General features: G+C 30.7%; 18 protein-coding genes. 2 read left to right on the forward strand and 16 right to left on the reverse strand.

All coding sequences use genetic code 11. The features are described 5' to 3' along the window. Nucleotides 1-131 precede the first annotated feature (131 nt). Complete coding sequence (gene rpsT, locus ACUV9F_RS04185; protein ID WP_446183111.1) at nucleotides 132-386, forward strand: 30S ribosomal protein S20; 255 nt, start codon at nucleotides 132-134, stop codon at nucleotides 384-386. A 29-nt stretch (nucleotides 387-415) separates the two neighbouring features. Here rpsT and holA read toward each other — a convergent pair whose 3' ends face one another. The 16 genes from holA to ACUV9F_RS04265 form a co-directional block, all read right to left on the reverse strand. Then, nucleotides 416-1,420, reverse strand: coding sequence for a DNA polymerase III subunit delta (holA, locus tag ACUV9F_RS04190; protein ID WP_446183112.1), 1,005 nt, complete (start codon nucleotides 1,418-1,420; stop codon nucleotides 416-418). Nucleotide 1,421: 1 nt separating this feature from the next. Then, on the reverse strand, nucleotides 1,422-3,431 hold the full coding sequence (locus tag ACUV9F_RS04195) for a DNA internalization-related competence protein ComEC/Rec2 (protein ID WP_446183113.1): 2,010 nt from the start codon (nucleotides 3,429-3,431) through the stop codon (nucleotides 1,422-1,424). Between the two features lie 188 nt (nucleotides 3,432-3,619). Next, on the reverse strand, nucleotides 3,620-4,255 hold the full coding sequence (locus ACUV9F_RS04200; protein WP_446183114.1) for a helix-hairpin-helix domain-containing protein: 636 nt from the start codon (nucleotides 4,253-4,255) through the stop codon (nucleotides 3,620-3,622). A 44-nt stretch (nucleotides 4,256-4,299) separates the two neighbouring features. Then, complete coding sequence (coaD, locus tag ACUV9F_RS04205; RefSeq protein WP_446183115.1) at nucleotides 4,300-4,794, reverse strand: pantetheine-phosphate adenylyltransferase; 495 nt, start codon at nucleotides 4,792-4,794, stop codon at nucleotides 4,300-4,302. Between the two features lie 5 nt (nucleotides 4,795-4,799). Next, nucleotides 4,800-5,354 carry a 16S rRNA (guanine(966)-N(2))-methyltransferase RsmD gene (rsmD, locus tag ACUV9F_RS04210; protein ID WP_446183116.1) on the reverse strand — a complete coding sequence of 185 codons (555 nt, stop codon included), beginning with the start codon at nucleotides 5,352-5,354 and terminating at the stop codon, nucleotides 4,800-4,802. An 8-nt stretch (nucleotides 5,355-5,362) separates the two neighbouring features. Then, the gene (locus tag ACUV9F_RS04215; protein ID WP_446183117.1) at nucleotides 5,363-5,632 is read right to left on the reverse strand and encodes a YlbG family protein; all 270 of its coding nucleotides are present in this window, start codon (nucleotides 5,630-5,632) and stop codon (nucleotides 5,363-5,365) included. A gap of 9 nt (nucleotides 5,633-5,641) precedes the next feature. Further along, entirely contained in the window at nucleotides 5,642-6,811 is a 1,170-nt protein-coding gene (locus ACUV9F_RS04220) for an FtsW/RodA/SpoVE family cell cycle protein (RefSeq protein ID WP_446183118.1), read from the reverse strand. A 107-nt stretch (nucleotides 6,812-6,918) separates the two neighbouring features. After that, complete coding sequence (gene typA / locus ACUV9F_RS04225) at nucleotides 6,919-8,757, reverse strand: translational GTPase TypA (RefSeq protein WP_446183119.1); 1,839 nt, start codon at nucleotides 8,755-8,757, stop codon at nucleotides 6,919-6,921. Between the two features lie 95 nt (nucleotides 8,758-8,852). After that, on the reverse strand, nucleotides 8,853-9,620 hold the full coding sequence (locus ACUV9F_RS04230; RefSeq protein ID WP_446183120.1) for an inositol monophosphatase family protein: 768 nt from the start codon (nucleotides 9,618-9,620) through the stop codon (nucleotides 8,853-8,855). A gap of 262 nt (nucleotides 9,621-9,882) precedes the next feature. Next, nucleotides 9,883-10,161, reverse strand: a complete 279-nt coding sequence (locus ACUV9F_RS04235; protein ID WP_446183121.1) for a UPF0223 family protein — start codon at nucleotides 10,159-10,161, stop codon at nucleotides 9,883-9,885. Between the two features lie 51 nt (nucleotides 10,162-10,212). Next, nucleotides 10,213-11,640 carry a dihydrolipoyl dehydrogenase gene (gene lpdA / locus ACUV9F_RS04240; protein ID WP_446183122.1) on the reverse strand — a complete coding sequence of 476 codons (1,428 nt, stop codon included), beginning with the start codon at nucleotides 11,638-11,640 and terminating at the stop codon, nucleotides 10,213-10,215. 6 nt (nucleotides 11,641-11,646) lie between these two features. Continuing rightward, a complete protein-coding gene (locus ACUV9F_RS04245; protein ID WP_446183123.1) occupies nucleotides 11,647-12,936 on the reverse strand; it encodes a 2-oxo acid dehydrogenase subunit E2 in 1,290 nt (429 codons plus the stop codon). A gap of 36 nt (nucleotides 12,937-12,972) precedes the next feature. After that, the gene (locus tag ACUV9F_RS04250; RefSeq protein ID WP_446183124.1) at nucleotides 12,973-13,950 is read right to left on the reverse strand and encodes an alpha-ketoacid dehydrogenase subunit beta; all 978 of its coding nucleotides are present in this window, start codon (nucleotides 13,948-13,950) and stop codon (nucleotides 12,973-12,975) included. 2 nt (nucleotides 13,951-13,952) lie between these two features. Further along, nucleotides 13,953-15,053, reverse strand: a complete 1,101-nt coding sequence (gene pdhA / locus ACUV9F_RS04255; protein ID WP_446183125.1) for a pyruvate dehydrogenase (acetyl-transferring) E1 component subunit alpha — start codon at nucleotides 15,051-15,053, stop codon at nucleotides 13,953-13,955. Between the two features lie 211 nt (nucleotides 15,054-15,264). After that, nucleotides 15,265-16,017 (reverse strand): antiholin-like protein LrgB, encoded by a 753-nt coding sequence (gene lrgB / locus ACUV9F_RS04260; protein WP_446183126.1) that lies wholly within the window; start codon nucleotides 16,015-16,017, stop codon nucleotides 15,265-15,267. Nucleotides 16,018-16,022: 5 nt separating this feature from the next. Continuing rightward, on the reverse strand, nucleotides 16,023-16,418 hold the full coding sequence (locus tag ACUV9F_RS04265) for a CidA/LrgA family protein (protein ID WP_446183127.1): 396 nt from the start codon (nucleotides 16,416-16,418) through the stop codon (nucleotides 16,023-16,025). Between the two features lie 175 nt (nucleotides 16,419-16,593). Here ACUV9F_RS04265 and def point away from each other — a divergent pair, with 175 nt between their 5' ends. Beyond that, nucleotides 16,594-17,154 carry a peptide deformylase gene (gene def / locus ACUV9F_RS04270; protein ID WP_446183128.1) on the forward strand — a complete coding sequence of 187 codons (561 nt, stop codon included), beginning with the start codon at nucleotides 16,594-16,596 and terminating at the stop codon, nucleotides 17,152-17,154. Nucleotides 17,155-17,217: the final 63 nt, after the last annotated feature.

The raw sequence follows: 17,217 nt of genomic DNA on the forward strand, positions 1-17,217 counted from the left end.
CGGTATTACAAGTAAATAATTTACAGTAATTTAGAAATAAAATCAATACTTTAGAAAGTTTTATTGCAATGTAGTATAGATTTTTGTATAATTTAACGTATTGAGTTTAAGAGCTATCGGAGGTGAAAGATATGCCACAAATTAAGTCAGCAATGAAGAGAGTTAAAACTATTGCAAGTTCTAACTTACGTAACGCTTCACAAAAGAGTGCTATGCGCTCTACTATCAAGAAATTTGAAACTGCTGCTGCCAATGGTAGCAAAGATGCTGAACAATTGTTTAGAGATGCTTCTAAAGCTATTGATATGGCCAAATCAAAAGGTCTTATCAAAGCAAACAAAGCTGCTCGTGATAAATCAAGATTAGCAAAACTAAATAACAAATAATAAAAGCCATCAATGATGGCTTTTTTATTTTACGAAAATTTAGCTATAAATAAATCAAATAACATTTCTTTATTGTCAGCACCTGTTTTCATTTTATAATCTATATCAACTATATAAAGATACATATCCTTCAAAATTTGCATAGGAATTTTTTTAACTTGATTTGCTCCCATCTTAATTCTAAACGGATGTGCCTTCAATGTTTGCGCTATTGTTGATTGAGTTAAACCTTTTTCCATGAGTATGTTAATTTGTATCAATAACCTTAACTGTGAAAGAATTAATCCATTTAAAGCAATCGGATCAATTTTTTGTACCATTAACTGTTGATATAAGTCCTCTGCTACAAATGTATCCTTATTTAATATAGCATTTACTAAATCAAAAACATTATCATCTAAAGTGTTGGGCACTAACTTATCAATCGACTCCTGGTCGATTTTTTTTGTATCTAATTTAAATAAATATAATTTTTCTAGATGTGATTCAATTACCGAGAAATTAGAATTTGTCTTTTGTACTAACAAATTCAAAGCATCATTGTCGATATCATACCCATTATTGTTTATTAAAGTTCTTACATATCCACTCACCTGGTTTGCATTAATAGTTGATGTATCAACAATTGTTGCAATTTTATTTAATTCTTTTACAATTTTTTTTCTAGTATCCAATTTTTCATAGCTCGCAAAAATAACTAAGGAAGATGACTGCATAGGATTTTTAATATATTCAACTAATAAATCAATATTTTGTTCTATATTAACTTTTTCTCCAGTTAGAAAATATGGATTTTCAGCAAATATCAGTCTACGTTCACCAAAAAAAGGAGCCGTTATAGCCTCATTTATTGTATCTTCAAGAGAAACTTCTTTTAAATCAAAAGAACTAAAATTCATATCCAGCTCTTCTTTTGTAAGTATATTTTTAAATATCTCATGAGCTTTATCATTTAAACTAGATTCATTACCCACCACCATATAAACTGGTTCTATCTTTTCTTTTATACTTTTTTGTAATTCTTTTAAATTCATTTTATTTTCCTAAATAGCTATGTAATTTATATTTACTATTTATCCAATAGTTCCATTTAATCATACCATATTGACTGGTTTTAATAATTTTTACATTTTGAGCTTTTAAAGTTTCAATTGTTTCTTTATTAGGATGACCATATCGATTTTTTTTACCAACAGAAATAAATGCTATTTCTGGCTTTATTTGATTAATAAACTTGGGATCTGTTGAAGTTTTACTTCCATGATGTCCTACTTTTAAGTAGTCAACTTGTAAGTTGAAACTATTAGCTATTTCGAGTTCTTTTTCTCTATTTAAATCACCAGTAAATAGCCAGTTCTTATCACAAATTCTCGTTTGTAAGACCATTGAATCTTTATTTTCTCCAATACCTGGATTCGTTGGAGCTAAAACATTAAAACATATATTATCAAAATTCAAAGTTTGGCCCGCTATAACAGGCTTTATTTCTATTCTATTAACATATGGTAATAATACTTTTTGTATTTTTTTGTTTGCTTGCATTCCCTCTCCAAAATATACTCTATCTACATTAAAGTGCTGCAATAAAATACCTAAGTCACCAATATGATCAGCATCTTGATGTGACAAAAAAATGCCATCTATTTTTGATATACCTTGACTCTTTAAATAAGGAATAGTGATTTTATCAACATTAAAGTTTTTATTTTTTTGTCTTTTGAAGTTTAATTTCCCTCCTGTATCTATTAAAAACACTTTTCTTCTAATTGGTGTTGTTATTAATATACTATCTCCTTGACCAACATCAATTAGAGTTACTTGCCCTGAAAGAGGAATTTTATTAATTAATATGGACAATGTAAATATAATAATAAAATATCTTTTGAATTTGTTTTTAAATTTATTATCAGAGATCATAATTAAACCGCATACCATTAGAACTATTACTATCACATTTGATATTTTTCCCGTAATTATGCTAAATGAATTAATATTTGATATTTGATGACAAGCATCATAAATAAATCTATTAATTATTTCAAATATCTGTATATTGCCCACAATACCAACAATCAAAGTTGTGGGTAATATTATCCATTCAAAAATAGGTGTCATAAATACATTAATAGGAATAGTTAATATGTTTATTTCATAGTTATTAAAAATAATTAAAGGCATACATAACATATTTATAGCAAACGATAATTTAAATATTGATAATTTTTTTAAATAAATTAATGCAAATGAAAGTAAATATGTAAGTTGTCCCCCTAATAATAAGAGGCACTTAGGATCAAAAAACAATCCGCAAATCATGCCAATTCCAAAAATTTCGGTTTCGGGTATTTTAATGTCTAATCTTTTTATTACTATTTTTTCTAAAATTAAAATTGTTGCTCTACAAATACTTGTTTTTGTTCCAACCAATACACAGTAGATTGGAAGTATCAAAAATAGCAATATTTCAAGAGTTTCAGTCGTACATATTTTAGAAATACTACATACTTTTTTTATAAATGAAACTAACAACATTAAATGCATGCCTGATAAACTGAACAAATGTATTATTCCTAATTTACTAAAATCATTTAAGTATATTTTATTTTGTTCATCATTTTCATTAAGTCCAAGTAATAAACTAGTAGTATTAAATTTTAATGTAGGAAGTAATTTTTGAAATCTTTTTTCTAGTTTAAATCGTAATAGTAATATTTTCTCTTCTATGGAAGAAGGATCAACATATGCCACATCAAAAGAATTGATTTTCACTCTACGAAAAATATTTTTCGAAAAAAAATATTTTTTAAAATTTACTTCTGCATAATTTGTGGGTCCTTTTATGTCTTCTAAGTCAAAGTCTGTAGTTTTTAAATAAATAATTTTATTTTCTTTTTGTTTCAATTCATCAAAAGCATTAATTAAAAGACTAAATTTTTCTTTGTCATTATTTCCAACTGCAGTATATACATCGTTTACTTTTTTCAATTCAGTTGGTTTTATTTTTATAATTAATTGATTGTATTGATAATTTGTATTCTGTGGCAAAAAATTTATTCTAATAAGAGTTGCAAATATTGTGACTAAAATAATAATTAAAAATCTATAATATTTTAAATATACTGTTCTAATTACTATGAATATTAACAATAAAAGAAAAATATATTTTTGTGTAAAATAAAATCCTAATAATAGTGAAATGAAAACAGACACTATTAAATACTTATTTTCAAATACTAAACCATTATTTGTTCTTTTAGAGTTTCTAATGTCTTCTCACCAATTCCTGAGACTTTTGTTAAATCCTCGAGCTTTTTGAATCCACCATTTTCTTCTCTGAACTGCACTATTTGCTCAGCTTTTTTAGGACCTACTCCTGTTAACTTTTGTAACTCACTAACATCAGCCGTATTTATATTAACCTGTTGTTTCTTTGTATTCTCATCAATTGAAGCAACATTTTCTTTTTGATTTGAATTTTGCATATTCTCGCCAACTTTTGGTATATAAACTTGTTCTTGATCTGAAATTTTCTTAGCTTGATTTACATTTTTTAAATCAGCGGTTTCTTTTAGCCCACCAGCTAATTGAAGTAAATCAAATACTCTTGAATTTGATTTTAATCTATAAAAACCAGGTCTATTAACTTCGCCTTGAATATCTACATATATTTGTTCAGAATCATTCTTTTGTACTTTTTGAGTTTTCTTATGTTTAATATTTTCTTTAAAAACATTTTCATTTTGGCTAGTTTGAACAGCTGGTTTTTGTTTTAAAACAAAAATTCCAGAAATTAATATAATTATTAAGATAATAATTATTGCATATTCAATTTTTTTCTCTAATACTTTTTCTTTTATTTTATCAATCATAATTTCACCTTCTAAATAAAATTACGAAAAAAGGAATTCATTTTTTAATGAATTCCTTTAATTTTTTGTTTTAATTTATTTTCTACTTCTGGAGCAACTAATTGACTGACATTTCCTCCAAAAGTAATGATTTCTTTAATCATGCTTGAAGAAATATTAGCATATTTAGGATCTGATAATAAATATAATGTTTCAATATTTCTATCTTGTAAATGATTTATTTGAGAAACTCCTGACTCATATATAAAATCATTTGTATTTCTCATTGATCTAATCAAAACATCCACTTTTAACTCATTAGCAAGATCGACTGTAAGTCTATTTTTTCCATCAATCACTTTTACGTTTGGCAAGTTAGCCACTTGACTGTTTATAAGATCTTCTTTTTCACCATAGGTAAATAAATATTTCTTCGTAGTGTTAGTCATCACAGCAATAATGACTTTGTCAAATACTTTTGAAGCACGACGAATTATATCTAAATGACCATTAGTAATAGGATCAAAACTCCCAGCATATAACGCTACTTTTTCCGGCATAATCTTTACCCCTCATACTCATATACTAATATTTGAGTTTCTCCATATTTCTTTTTTTGAAGTACTTTTAAGTGATTATTATTGGATAATTCAACTTCATAATCTGTTTCAATGACAAATATACAACCATCATTTACCAAATCGTCATCTATCATTTTTTGAACAATCTCGTCAGTTATATGCATTCTATATGGCGGATCTAAAAATACTAAATCAAACTTAATGGATTCATCGTTAAATTTTTTTAGCGCATCATTAGCACTGCCAAAATGAATAATAAATCTATCATCCGCATGAGTTTTTTCAAGGTTTTCTTTTATTGTCTTAATAGCCTTAAAATTTTTATCTACTAAATATGCTTTAGCATATCCTCTTGACACTGCTTCAATTCCAAGAGAACCTGTGCCAGCAAATAAGTCCAAACAAATCCCACTATCAACCATATGTGGATTAATAATACTAAAAATTGACTCTTTAACCTTAGCAGAAGTGGGCCTTGTAGAACTACCTGGTACCGCTTTTAAATTTAATCCACGAAATTCGCCTGAAACAACTCTCATAATAACTCCTATTCGCTAAAAACTGTATCTTTAATTTCGGAAGCACCGATTTTTTCTTCAAAATTCATATCAATTTCATCACGATAAGAAAATTCAACTTTTTTAACAAATTTCATTCGAGAAACTTTGTTAACAACTTTATCAATATCATTTTTATCAATATACATTATTACATATTTCATTTTTTTAGAAATATAATATATGTTACCAAATTTTCTTAATTCTTTTTGTCCTCGTAATGAATATAACCAAATAATTAAGCCCTTTCTTGCGTTCATTTTTATCACCTATCTATTTTGAACTTCTTGAAATTTCTCTGAAGCACTAACATTTAAAACAATTCCTATTGAAATTGATAATATAATTAAACTAGAACCACCATAACTAATAAATGGAAGTGTAACACCTGTAAGAGGAATTAATCCTAATAAACCACCCACATTTAAAAAAGTCTGTGCAAAAAGCATAGCAGCCACCCCAAACACTAGTAGTGATCTAAATGTATCCGTTGATTTGATACCAATTTGAATACATCTAAACATAATAGTAAACAATAACCCTAAAATTAATAATACACCAACAAATCCAAGTTCTTCACTTGTAATAGACAGTATAAAGTCAGTATATGGTTCAGGTAAATATCCACGCTTTTGAATACTATTACCTAAACCTACACCAAACCATCCACCATTATTAATTGCATATAATGAATTAACAAGTTGTGAGCCAATTCCTGATTCATATTTAAAAGGATTTTTGAACGCCATAAAACGTCGATATTGATAATATTTTTGTAAAAAAGCAAAATGATTATGTGTTAAGACGTAATAAACGATAGACATCGGAATAATCCACACAGCATTCATTAGTGCCATACTTTTCTTTGGAATTCCGGAAGTTGATATCAGTACAATTCCAATGAAAAATAAAATTCCTGTACCTCCAAAATCAGGTTGAAAAATAACTAATAATAAAATTACGAATCCTATAATTAAAGGACCTGAAAGTTCTTGAATGATATTTCCAGGTACTAATCGCTCTTGTCTTCTACTGAAGATAAATGAAAAATAAAGAATTAATGTTAATTTGGCGATTTCTAATGGCTGAATATTAAAGAAGCCAACATTAATCCACGCTGAAGCACCATTAATTGCTGAAGTAGGATCTATTTTTTTTCTTATTAATAAATATATCAATAAAATTATTGTTATAAATAAAAAAAACTGAATTAGTTTTAAACTCTTAAGTTTATTTATTTTTAACATAAATACAATAACACAAGATACTAGTCCTATAGACGCATACATCATTTGTTTTATAAAATACGAAGAAGCAGCTCCTCCATGAACCATAACTGTGTCAAAGCTTGCTGAGTAAACCATTACAATGCCAATTCCTAGCAATATTAAGTATGGAATTAGTATCCAGTAATCTAAATATCTAAATTTTGAACTCACGTTGATGTTCTCCTTGTTTAATAAAATTAATTATATCATCAAATATGGTAAAAAGAAGAAATCATTATAACAAAAAAACCGGTAGTCACCGGTTTTTATTAAATATATTATTTAGCCATTTTCTTTTTCTTTGCAGCTTTTTGTCTTTCACCTGTGTTCAAAATCTTTTTACGTAAGCGAACACTTTCAGGAGTTACTTCACATAATTCATCTTCATTCAAGAATTCAATTGATTCTTCAAGAGAAAGAGTCTTAGGTGTTTTAATCGCTGCTGAATGATCTTTACCAGAAGCACGTGTATTTGTTAAGTTCTTACCCTTAGTTACATTAACAGCAATATCTTGATCACGAGAGCTTTGTCCTACGATCATACCTTCATAAACTTCAACACCAGCGCCTAAGAACAATTGTCCACGATCTTCAACAGATTGTAAACTATATGTCGTTGTAGGTCCTTGATTAATTGAAACCAATGCACCATTACGACGTCCTGGTTCCCAATTTTTAACAACTGGTTGGTATGAATCAAATGTGTGATTCATAATTCCATAACCACCTGTCATTGATAAAAATTCAGTTGAATATCCAATTAATCCACGAGAAGGAGCAAGGAATGACAATCTTGTTTGACCATTACCTGTACTTTCCATGTTTTTCATTTCACCTTTTCGTTGTGACATTGAATCTATAACAGATCCAACATATTCATCAGGTGTGTCAATTTGAACTGCTTCAAAAGGCTCACAAGTTACTCCGTCAACTTCTTTATAAATAACTTCTGGACGTGATAATTGTAATTCAAATCCTTCACGACGCATTTCTTCAACAAGGATTGATAGATGTAATTCACCACGACCTGATACCATCCAAGCACTTGGTTGATCTGTATCTTCAACTTTTAAAGAGACATCAGTATGTAATTGTGATCTTAGTCTATCTTCAATTTGACGACCAGTAACAAAATCACCTTCACGTCCAACAAATGGAGAATCATTTGCTAAAAACATCATTTGTAGTGTTGGTTCATCAATTCTAAGCACTGGTAATGCTTCTTGATGATCAACAGGTGTTACTGTTTCTCCAACAAAAATATCTTCCATACCTGACAAGGCAATTAAGTCACCAGCTTTAGCTTCTTGAATTTCAACTTTTTGAAGTCCAATGAAACCAAACATTTTCGTAACACGGAAGTTTTGAGTTGATCCATCAAGTTTCATAACAGTAACTTGATCACCAATCTTAATTTTTCCACGGAATACACGACCAATACCAATACGTCCAACAAAATCATTGTAATCCAGCATTGAAACTTGGAATTGCAATGGTTCATCAGAGTTATCAACGGGAGCTGGAATTGTATCCAAAATTGTTTTAAACAATGGTTCCATAGTATGTTCTTGTGTTGAAATATCATCACTTAGACTTGTTGTACCATTCATTGCTGAAGCATATACAACTGGGAATTCAAGTTGATCTTCATCAGCACCTAATTCAATAAATAATTCTAGTACTTCATCAACAACTTCCGCTGGGCGAGCACCCTCACGGTCAATTTTATTGATAACAACAATAGGTGTAAGATTTTGTTCAAATGCTTTTTTCAAAACAAAACGAGTTTGAGGCATTGTTCCTTCATAAGCATCAACAACTAGTAATACACCATCAACCATTGTCATAATACGCTCAACTTCTCCACCAAAGTCAGCATGTCCGGGCGTATCCAAGATATTAATTTGTTTTCCGTCTACTTTAACAGCTGTATTTTTTGAAAGAATTGTGATACCACGTTCTTTTTCAATATCATTTGTATCCATAGCACGGTCATCAATTTCAGTATGTGAATCTAATGTATCAGATTGCTTTAACATTTCATTAACTAAAGTTGTTTTACCGTGGTCAACGTGAGCAATGATAGCAATATTTCTAATATCGTCTCTTAATTTCAAAGTTTTTTCTTCCTTCCAAATTTAATTACAATTTTTATAAAAATCTTAGGCAATAAAAAAGCTGTGATATCTGGAAAATCACAGCTCAATTGGCTCTAATTCAAGATATTTAGAACCTCTTGGGTTAATTGCTTTGTTCCAATAATTACAGGTTGTGATTTTAGCATATTTATAGGCTTTCCGTCAATCCCTACTATATTAAAGTTCAATGTTTCAAGTAAAATTTTACCAGCTGCTAAATCCCAAGGCGCTAATTTTGAAATATAAGCATTTTGTCTATCTTCAAGCATTCTTCCATAAATTATTCCAGCGCTGCCCAAAACCCTTAATCCACTACTTTGTTGAATAATTTTTTTCATATTTATTTCTTCATTGAAAGTTAGTCGAGAGCTTATCGTAATTAAAGAATCATTCAAACTTCTATTCTCAGGAGTTCGAAGTTTTTTTTCATTGCAAAAAACTCCTGTTTCAGGCCCACCTATGTATAACTTATTGGCCATTATGTCCATAATAGCACCCAAAATAGGCTTACCATCAAAATACACGCCAATCATAGAAGCAAAATCTTTTCTTTCTTTTACATAATTTAAAGTCCCATCAATAGGATCAACAAAAAAAATTAATCCAGAGAGGTTATTAATACTATCGCCAAATCCTTCTTCACTAAAAATTTGTGCGTTTGGATAGTTAGTTTTTATTCTTTCAATAATAAATTTTTCTATTTTTTTATCCATATTAGTTACTAAGTCATTTTTATTACTCTTAGTAGAAATAATTAGTTCATCTTCCATACTATCCTTTAGAATTTCAGAGACATCATTTAAAATATTTTTAATATCTATAGTTAATTTTTCTATGTTCATTTTCCTTGCCTCCTCATCATACACGTTAATCTATTATATTTTAGTTCAATTTTTACACTTTTTTGATTTTTTCTGCAAAAAAGTGTTGACTTTTTTATACAAGTATTAGATTATAGTTACGTTAGTTAAATAAATTGTTTAACTAAACTTTGATATTTTTCATATCGTCGTCTTCCCCAAGACGAACATCCCCAACAAATACATTTATTCCCCAAATAATGTATTTAAAACCACGGTCCCCCAACCGTGGTTTTTTTATTTTCTAAAACTTAACAAAATTCCCTGTAGACCTTTGAACTTCCTTTACAGATTTATAAATAGAATATCCTGATTCTTTTTCAAATCTCTTTGACAAGTTATTTTGATCCATCTTCATAGGAACAATTTTTCTAAACTCATTATAACTATTAATAAACTCTTTTTTGTCTACTCCTTTTTCATATATAGATTCCACCATATTATAAAAATTAATTACTTTTGTAATTTCTTCTGTATCCCAATCGTATTCAATTGGATATTCATAACTTTTTTTATTATTCATAATAGTTTAAGTGTACCAAAAAAGCGATGCAGTGCATCGCTTTTTTTCTTTTTATATATGTGTTGGGAATCCCATCAAAATGTCTGCAGCTTCTTGTATTGGTTCACCAAGAGTTGGATGAGGGTGAATTGTTAGAGAAACATCTTCTGCGTTCATTTGACAATTTATTGCCAAACTTAATTCAGAGATAAGATCACTAGCACCAGGACCAACAATTTGTCCTCCAATTAGTGTACCTGTTTCTTTCTCAGCAACAAGTCTTACAAAACCTTCTGGAGAATCTAGTGAAACAGCACGTGCATTTCCAGCAAATGGGAATTTGGCTACATTTGTTTCAATTCCTTTTTCTTTTGCTTCTGCTTGAGTTAATCCAACTGCAGCAAGTTCTGGATCAGTGAAGCAAACCGCTGGAACACCAATATAGTCATTTTCAGTGTTCTTACCAGAAATTGCACCTGCAGCAGTTTTTGCTTCAAAGAATGCTTTATGTGCAAGAGCTGGACCAGCTACTACGTCACCAATTGCCCAGATATTATCTACTGAAGTTCTTCCTTGTTTATCGACTTCAATAAGTCCACGATCTGTCATTTTTACATCAGTCATTTCTAGACCAAAATCATCTGTATTTGGTCTACGTCCTACCGTAACCATGCAATAATCAGCTTTAATAGTTTGTTCCTTACCATCGACTTCATAAGTGACATTTACATCCTTATCAGTCTCTTCACCTTTTTTAGCCATAGCATTTGTTATTATTTTTACACCTTTTTTCTCAAGGTTCTTTTTAACAACATCAACCATATCTTTTTCAAAGTTAGGTACAATTTGTCCAGTTCCTTCTAGTATAGTTACATTAGCACCTAAATCAGCATATGCACCTGCTAATTCTGTACCTACATAACCTCCACCAATAACTACAAATTCCTTAGGAATAGCGGTTAAATTAAGACCACCAGTTGAATCAATAATTCTCTTACCAAACTTAAATCCTTTTATTTCAATTGGACGACTTCCTGTAGCAACAATTAAATTCTTGAACTTAATCGTTTGACCACCACCATTATCCATAAATTGTTTAGGTCCAGTAGCCATAATTCTTAGTTGAGTATTATTGTCTAAAAATGCTTCTCCTTGTATTAACTCTACTTTATGTTTCTTTAAAAGCATGTTAACACCATTAGTCATACGAGCAACAATTTTTTCATCTTTCCATTGTTGTGTCTTAGTAAAATCAATTGTCGCATCTGTTTTACTGATACCATATGTTGATGAATCTCTCGTTTCGCGTAATCTATGTCCAGCAGTTATTAGAGCTTTTGAAGGAACACAACCTACATTAAGACAAACTCCACCAACAGTTTCTGATTTTTCAATGATTGTTACATCTTGTCCTAATTCAGCAGCTCGAATTGCAGCTACATATCCACCAGGTCCTGAACCTATAATAACTGTATCTTTTTCTACTACATTATCTGCCATCTTAAACTATCCCTCCATCATCAACATATCTGGATCATGTAATAATTCTTTTAGTTTGTTCAAAGCATTTTGTGCTAAAGCACCATCAATTAATCTGTGATCATAACTTAATGAAAGTTTTAGCATATTTCCAACTTGAATAGCACCATTTTCATCAACGTATGGTTCTTTAGCGATTTTACCAACACCTAAAATTGCTACTTCAGGGTAATTGATAACGGGTGTAAACCATCCACCACCAATTGATCCAACATTACTAATAGTAATTGATCCTCCACGCATTGCAGCTGCGCTTAATTTGTTATCGTAAGCTGCTTGTGAATTTTCAGTTATTTCTTTAGCAATTTGGAACATTCCTTTTGAGTCAACATTTTTAATGTTTGGAACATAAAGTCCGTGTTCAGTATTTGTAGCAATTCCAACATTAAAGTAATGTTTGTAAACTACTTCATCCGTTGAGTCATCAATAGAGGCATTCAATTCAGGGAATTCTTTCATTACTGCTACCAATGCTTTTACAATGTATGGTAAGAATGTCAACTTAATGTCTTTTCCTGCAGCAATTTCTTTATATTTCTTACGATTTGCCATTAATGCTGAAACTTCAACCTCATCAAAGCTTGTAACGTGAGGAGCAATATCTTTACTTGTACGCATTGCCTTAGCAATTGCTTTTCTTGTAAGAGACATTTTCTCACGTGTTTCCATTTCAGGTGATTCTGAAGTATATGCCGCTATTGGTGCACCTTTTGATTCAGCTTTACTACTTGTTTGTGAAGTTGTATTTTGTTCATCTTTTGGTGCTGCTACACCGTTAAATCCATCGACATCTTCTTTAGTAATTTGTCCATGTTTTCCAGTTGGAGTTACTTGTGATAAATCAATTCCTTTGTCTCTTGCATATTGACGAACTGATGGCATTGCAAGATAGTTTGAATTTGCTGATCCAGTAGCTTCAGCAGCAACTTGAGGTGTCTTTTCTTCAACTTTTTCAGTATTTTCTTTTTTTTCTTCAGCTTTAGGTGCTTCAGTTACTCCTTCGTCACCATCATCAGCTGAACCATCATCAATAACAATTAACGTATCACCAATTTCGACAGTTTGTCCTTCAGCGGCAACAATTTGTTTTACAGTTCCTGAAACTGGAGTTGGCAATTCTTCAACTGATTTATCATTTTGAATTTCAACAATTGAGTCGTCTTCTTTTATAGTGTCCCCTTCTTTGACTAACCAGCGAGCAATCTCACCTTCAGCCATTCCTTCACCTAGTTCTGGTAATTTAAACTTAAATGCCATATTAAAAATCCTTCCTTCTTAAGTGTTTGAGTCAGATTAGAAATTTAAGGTTTCACGTACTTTTGCTTCAATTTCATCAGCTCCTGGAATCCATACTTCTTCTGCTAAAGCAAATGGATATACTGAGTTTGGTGCCGCAACTCTACCAATCGGTGCATCAAGATTCAATACTGCGTGTTCAGAAATTTCTGATGCAACATTAGCTCCAACTCCTGCCATTTTTTGTGCTTCTTGAACAATAACTACTTTATGAGTTTTTTCTATTGATTTAAAAATAGTTTCAGTATCAATTGGCGATACAGTTCTTAAGTCAATAACTTCTACAGATATATTTTCTTCAGCTAATTTTTCTGCTACTTTTTTGGCTTCGTTAACTTCAGCACCATAAGCAACAATAGTTATATCTTTACCTTCTACGACTACATTAGCTTTATCTAGAGGAACAGTATATTTATCTTCTGGAATATCATCTTTCATTGATCTGTATAATTTCAAGTTTTCCATAAATAATACTGGATCATTATTTTCAATAGATGATATTAATAATCCCTTTGCATCATAAGGATTACTTGGCATAACTACACGTAAACCTGGAACTCCTGTGAAGAAATTCTCTAAGTTATCGGCATGCATTTCTGCTGTATGAGTTCCACCACCGTAAGGAGTTCTAATAGTTACTGGTTGAGTTTTTTCACCATCAAAGCGGAATCTCATTCTTGCCATTTGACCTACAATTGAATCAACGGCTTCAAAACTAAATCCCATAAATTGAATTTCAGGTATTGGGCGCCAGCCAGTTAATCCCAAACCGACAGCTAATCCCAAAATTCCTGATTCAGCTAGTGGAGTATCAAATACACGCTTTTCACCATATTTATCTTGAAGACCTTGAGTTGTTCTAAAAACACCACCGTTTTTACCAACATCTTCACCAAAAATCATTGTCTTTGGATCTTCTTCTAATTTAATATCTAAAGCATTAGTAATTGCTTGAATATAAGTCATTTTAGCCATGATTATTTAGACTCCTTTGCTTCAAATTCTTTAATTTGTTCTTGTATATCTGGAGTAGGAACTTCAAATGTTCGTTTCAACATGTCAGTAACTTTTTCAGGAGCTACTTGATCTGCTTCTTTAATTGCTTCTTTGAAAGATGCCTTGTATTCTTCAATAAGTTTTTCTTCTTTTTCTTCTGACCAAAGTCCCTTATCAGTTAACAATTTTCTCATTCTAATTAAAGGATCAACGTCAAACCATGGTTTTTCGTCTTTTTCAGTTCTATAACGTTTTGGATCATCGCCAGCTGATGAATGTGCTCCATATCTATATGTTAGTGTTTCTATAAGGACAGGACCATTTCCAGCTAAAATATATTCACGAGCAGCCTTTGCTACTGCATAGCAAGCTAAAATATCCATTCCATCAACTTGCACGCTTGGAATACCTGCAGCTACACCTTTTTGTGCCAAGGTTGGAGCTGCAGTTTGTTTAACCCTTGGTGTTGAAATAGCATATCCATTATTTTGAACAATGAATAATACTGGTGATTGAAATGCTCCAGCAAAGTTCATTCCTTCATAGGAGTCACCTTGTGAAGTACCACCATCCCCTGTATATGTGAATGCAATTGCATCTTCACCATTTAACTTAAGACCCATACCAACACCTGCAGACTCAACGTATGCAGCTCCGATGATAATTTGTGGCATTAGTGAACGAGCCTTAAACTTGTTTCCTTGAACATGCCCTCTTGACCATAAGAATGCTTCTGAAACAGTAGCACCATGTTGAATTAATTGAGGAACATCACGATAAGCTGGAAGTAGATAATCTTTTTTATCCATTGCCAAAACTGTACCCATTTCTGAAGCTTCCTCACCAGCTGTTGGTGCATAAAATCCCATTCGTCCTTGACGAGAGAAATTCATAGTCTGTTCATGCAACGCTCTTTCCCAAACCATTTTTTCCATGAACTCAACTAATTGTTCATCAGTAAAGCTTTCAAAAACTTCTTTATTTACAACCTCAGATTTTGAATTTAAAACCTGAATAGGTTCTGGATTATTTGCTAATCCTTGTTTGATTGCCGCAAAATCGACAACTGCTTTATTTGCCATTTGAATACAGTCCTTTCTGTTGAAAAGTTATCAAATTATTAATAGATAAGTAGCTTTTCCTTGCTTACTATTACAATTACAAATTACCAATATTTGGTAGCGTTTGCAAGGTATATTGCAATTGTTTTCACTATTTTAGAAATATGTATTTTCGAGGTCTTTTAAACCTTGTTTTAACAGGGTTTTTATTGTGATTTATTTAACAATATTTTTACTTAAATCCAACCCCCTGACTAAAAATTGGTATTACTAAATTTGTAACAACTCCTATAATTACAACAGCTATTGACCCCATTGCTCCCTGAACAGAACCAAGTTCAACAGCTTTTGCCGATCCAATAGTATGTCCAGAGGTTCCAAGACCAAGTCCAATGCCGATTGGATCTTTTTCAAGTCTAAATAGTTTTATTAATTGATCTCCTAGAGCATAGACAATAACAGCGTTTAATATTACTGTCATAGCAGTAACAGAAGGCAAACCTCCAATACTTTGTGAAAGAGGTAATGCTATTGCTGTAGTTGCTGCTTGTGGAAGTATTGAAGCCAATTCATTTTTAGGCATTCCTGATAGTTTTCCTAAATAATAAATAGCAAATAATGCAATAAATGACCCTATTATTAGTGAAAGTAAAATTTCTAACCAATATTTTTTAACAATATCATTTCTTTTGTACAAAGGAACTGCAAACGAAATTGTTGCAGGGCCAAGAAACCAAAATATTATATTTGCTCCTAGTTGCCCTTTTTTTCCACCTTGCCAAAACGCTAGATAAACATCTTGTGAAGAAATTCCTGAAATTTTTTGAATAATAATTAATACAATAATTCCAAGCACCATACCAACAAATAATGGTTGAAATAAGAAGAACTTATTAGTTTTTTTGAAGAGATAGTCACCAATTAAAAAAACTGAAATACATAATACAATTCCAAAAAAAGAATTATTTAATATGATATCTACCATTAATTTTATTTCCTTTCGTGACTTATTTTTTTCTTTATATTAATTAAAATTCTCGATGTGTAAGCTATTACTACTAATAAAATTATTGTTGAAAAAATAATAACTAAAATCAGCCTAAGTCCGTCTTCTTTAATAATCTCTAGATTTTGATAAAGCTGAATTCCTGACGGCACAAATAAAAATCCTAAAATTCCAATAAAAAAATTTGATATTTTTTCTACTTGCTCAATTTTTATCACTTTAAAAGTGAGCAATAAATACAATATTACCAGTCCCCATACTGGTGTAGGTACGGGAAACGATGCTGGCATCATTTTTGATAATATGTTTGAAATAAATAAAATTCCTAACATAATTCCAACTTGAATTAATATCGGTGAATCTTTTTTATCTTTTTCCATATAAATCCCCTCCTTATCTTGTAATCACTTACATTTAAATCGTAAGGCCATTATTGATTTACATCAACATGTAAATTTTTTTCATATATATTTATAAGTTATATAAAGAGGTATTACAGAATTTTCATTAATGATATAATTTATTAATTAGGTAATTTCACATGGAGGTTAATCAATGTATTTAATGAAAGATATTACTAGAGACGGTAACCCTGTCTTGCGTAAAGTTGCACAAAAAGTAACATTTCCATTATCAGAAAAAAACAAAAAACTTGCTGATGACATGATGGAATATTTAGTTAATAGTCAAGATCCTGAATTAGGACCAAAATATGGATTAAGAGCTGGTGTTGGCCTTGCTGCACCTCAAGTAGATGAATCTGTTGCTATGGCTTCTGTTTTAGTTCCAAATTTAGAAGACCCAGATAAAATAGACTTACAAATGACATTAATTAATCCTGTTATTATTAGTGAATCCGTTCAAATCACTGCCCTTGGTGAAGGTGAAGGATGTCTTTCTGTAGATAAAGACATTCCAGGATATGTTCCTCGATACAACAAAATTACTGTTAGATATGATGATTTTGAAGGAAACAGTCAAACAATTCGCTTAAAAGGTTATCCTGCAATAGTTTGTCAACATGAAATAGACCATTTAAATGGACATTTATTCTATGACAAAATTAACAAAAAAGAGCCACTTAAGATTAGTGACGACGCAATCATTATTGAATAAGACGCAGCCGCGTCTTTTTTTGTATTTATATACTTTAATTACTAATTATGATAAAATTTATAT

The sequence above is a fragment of the Daquilactobacillus linshuiensis genome (assembly GCF_052828685.1).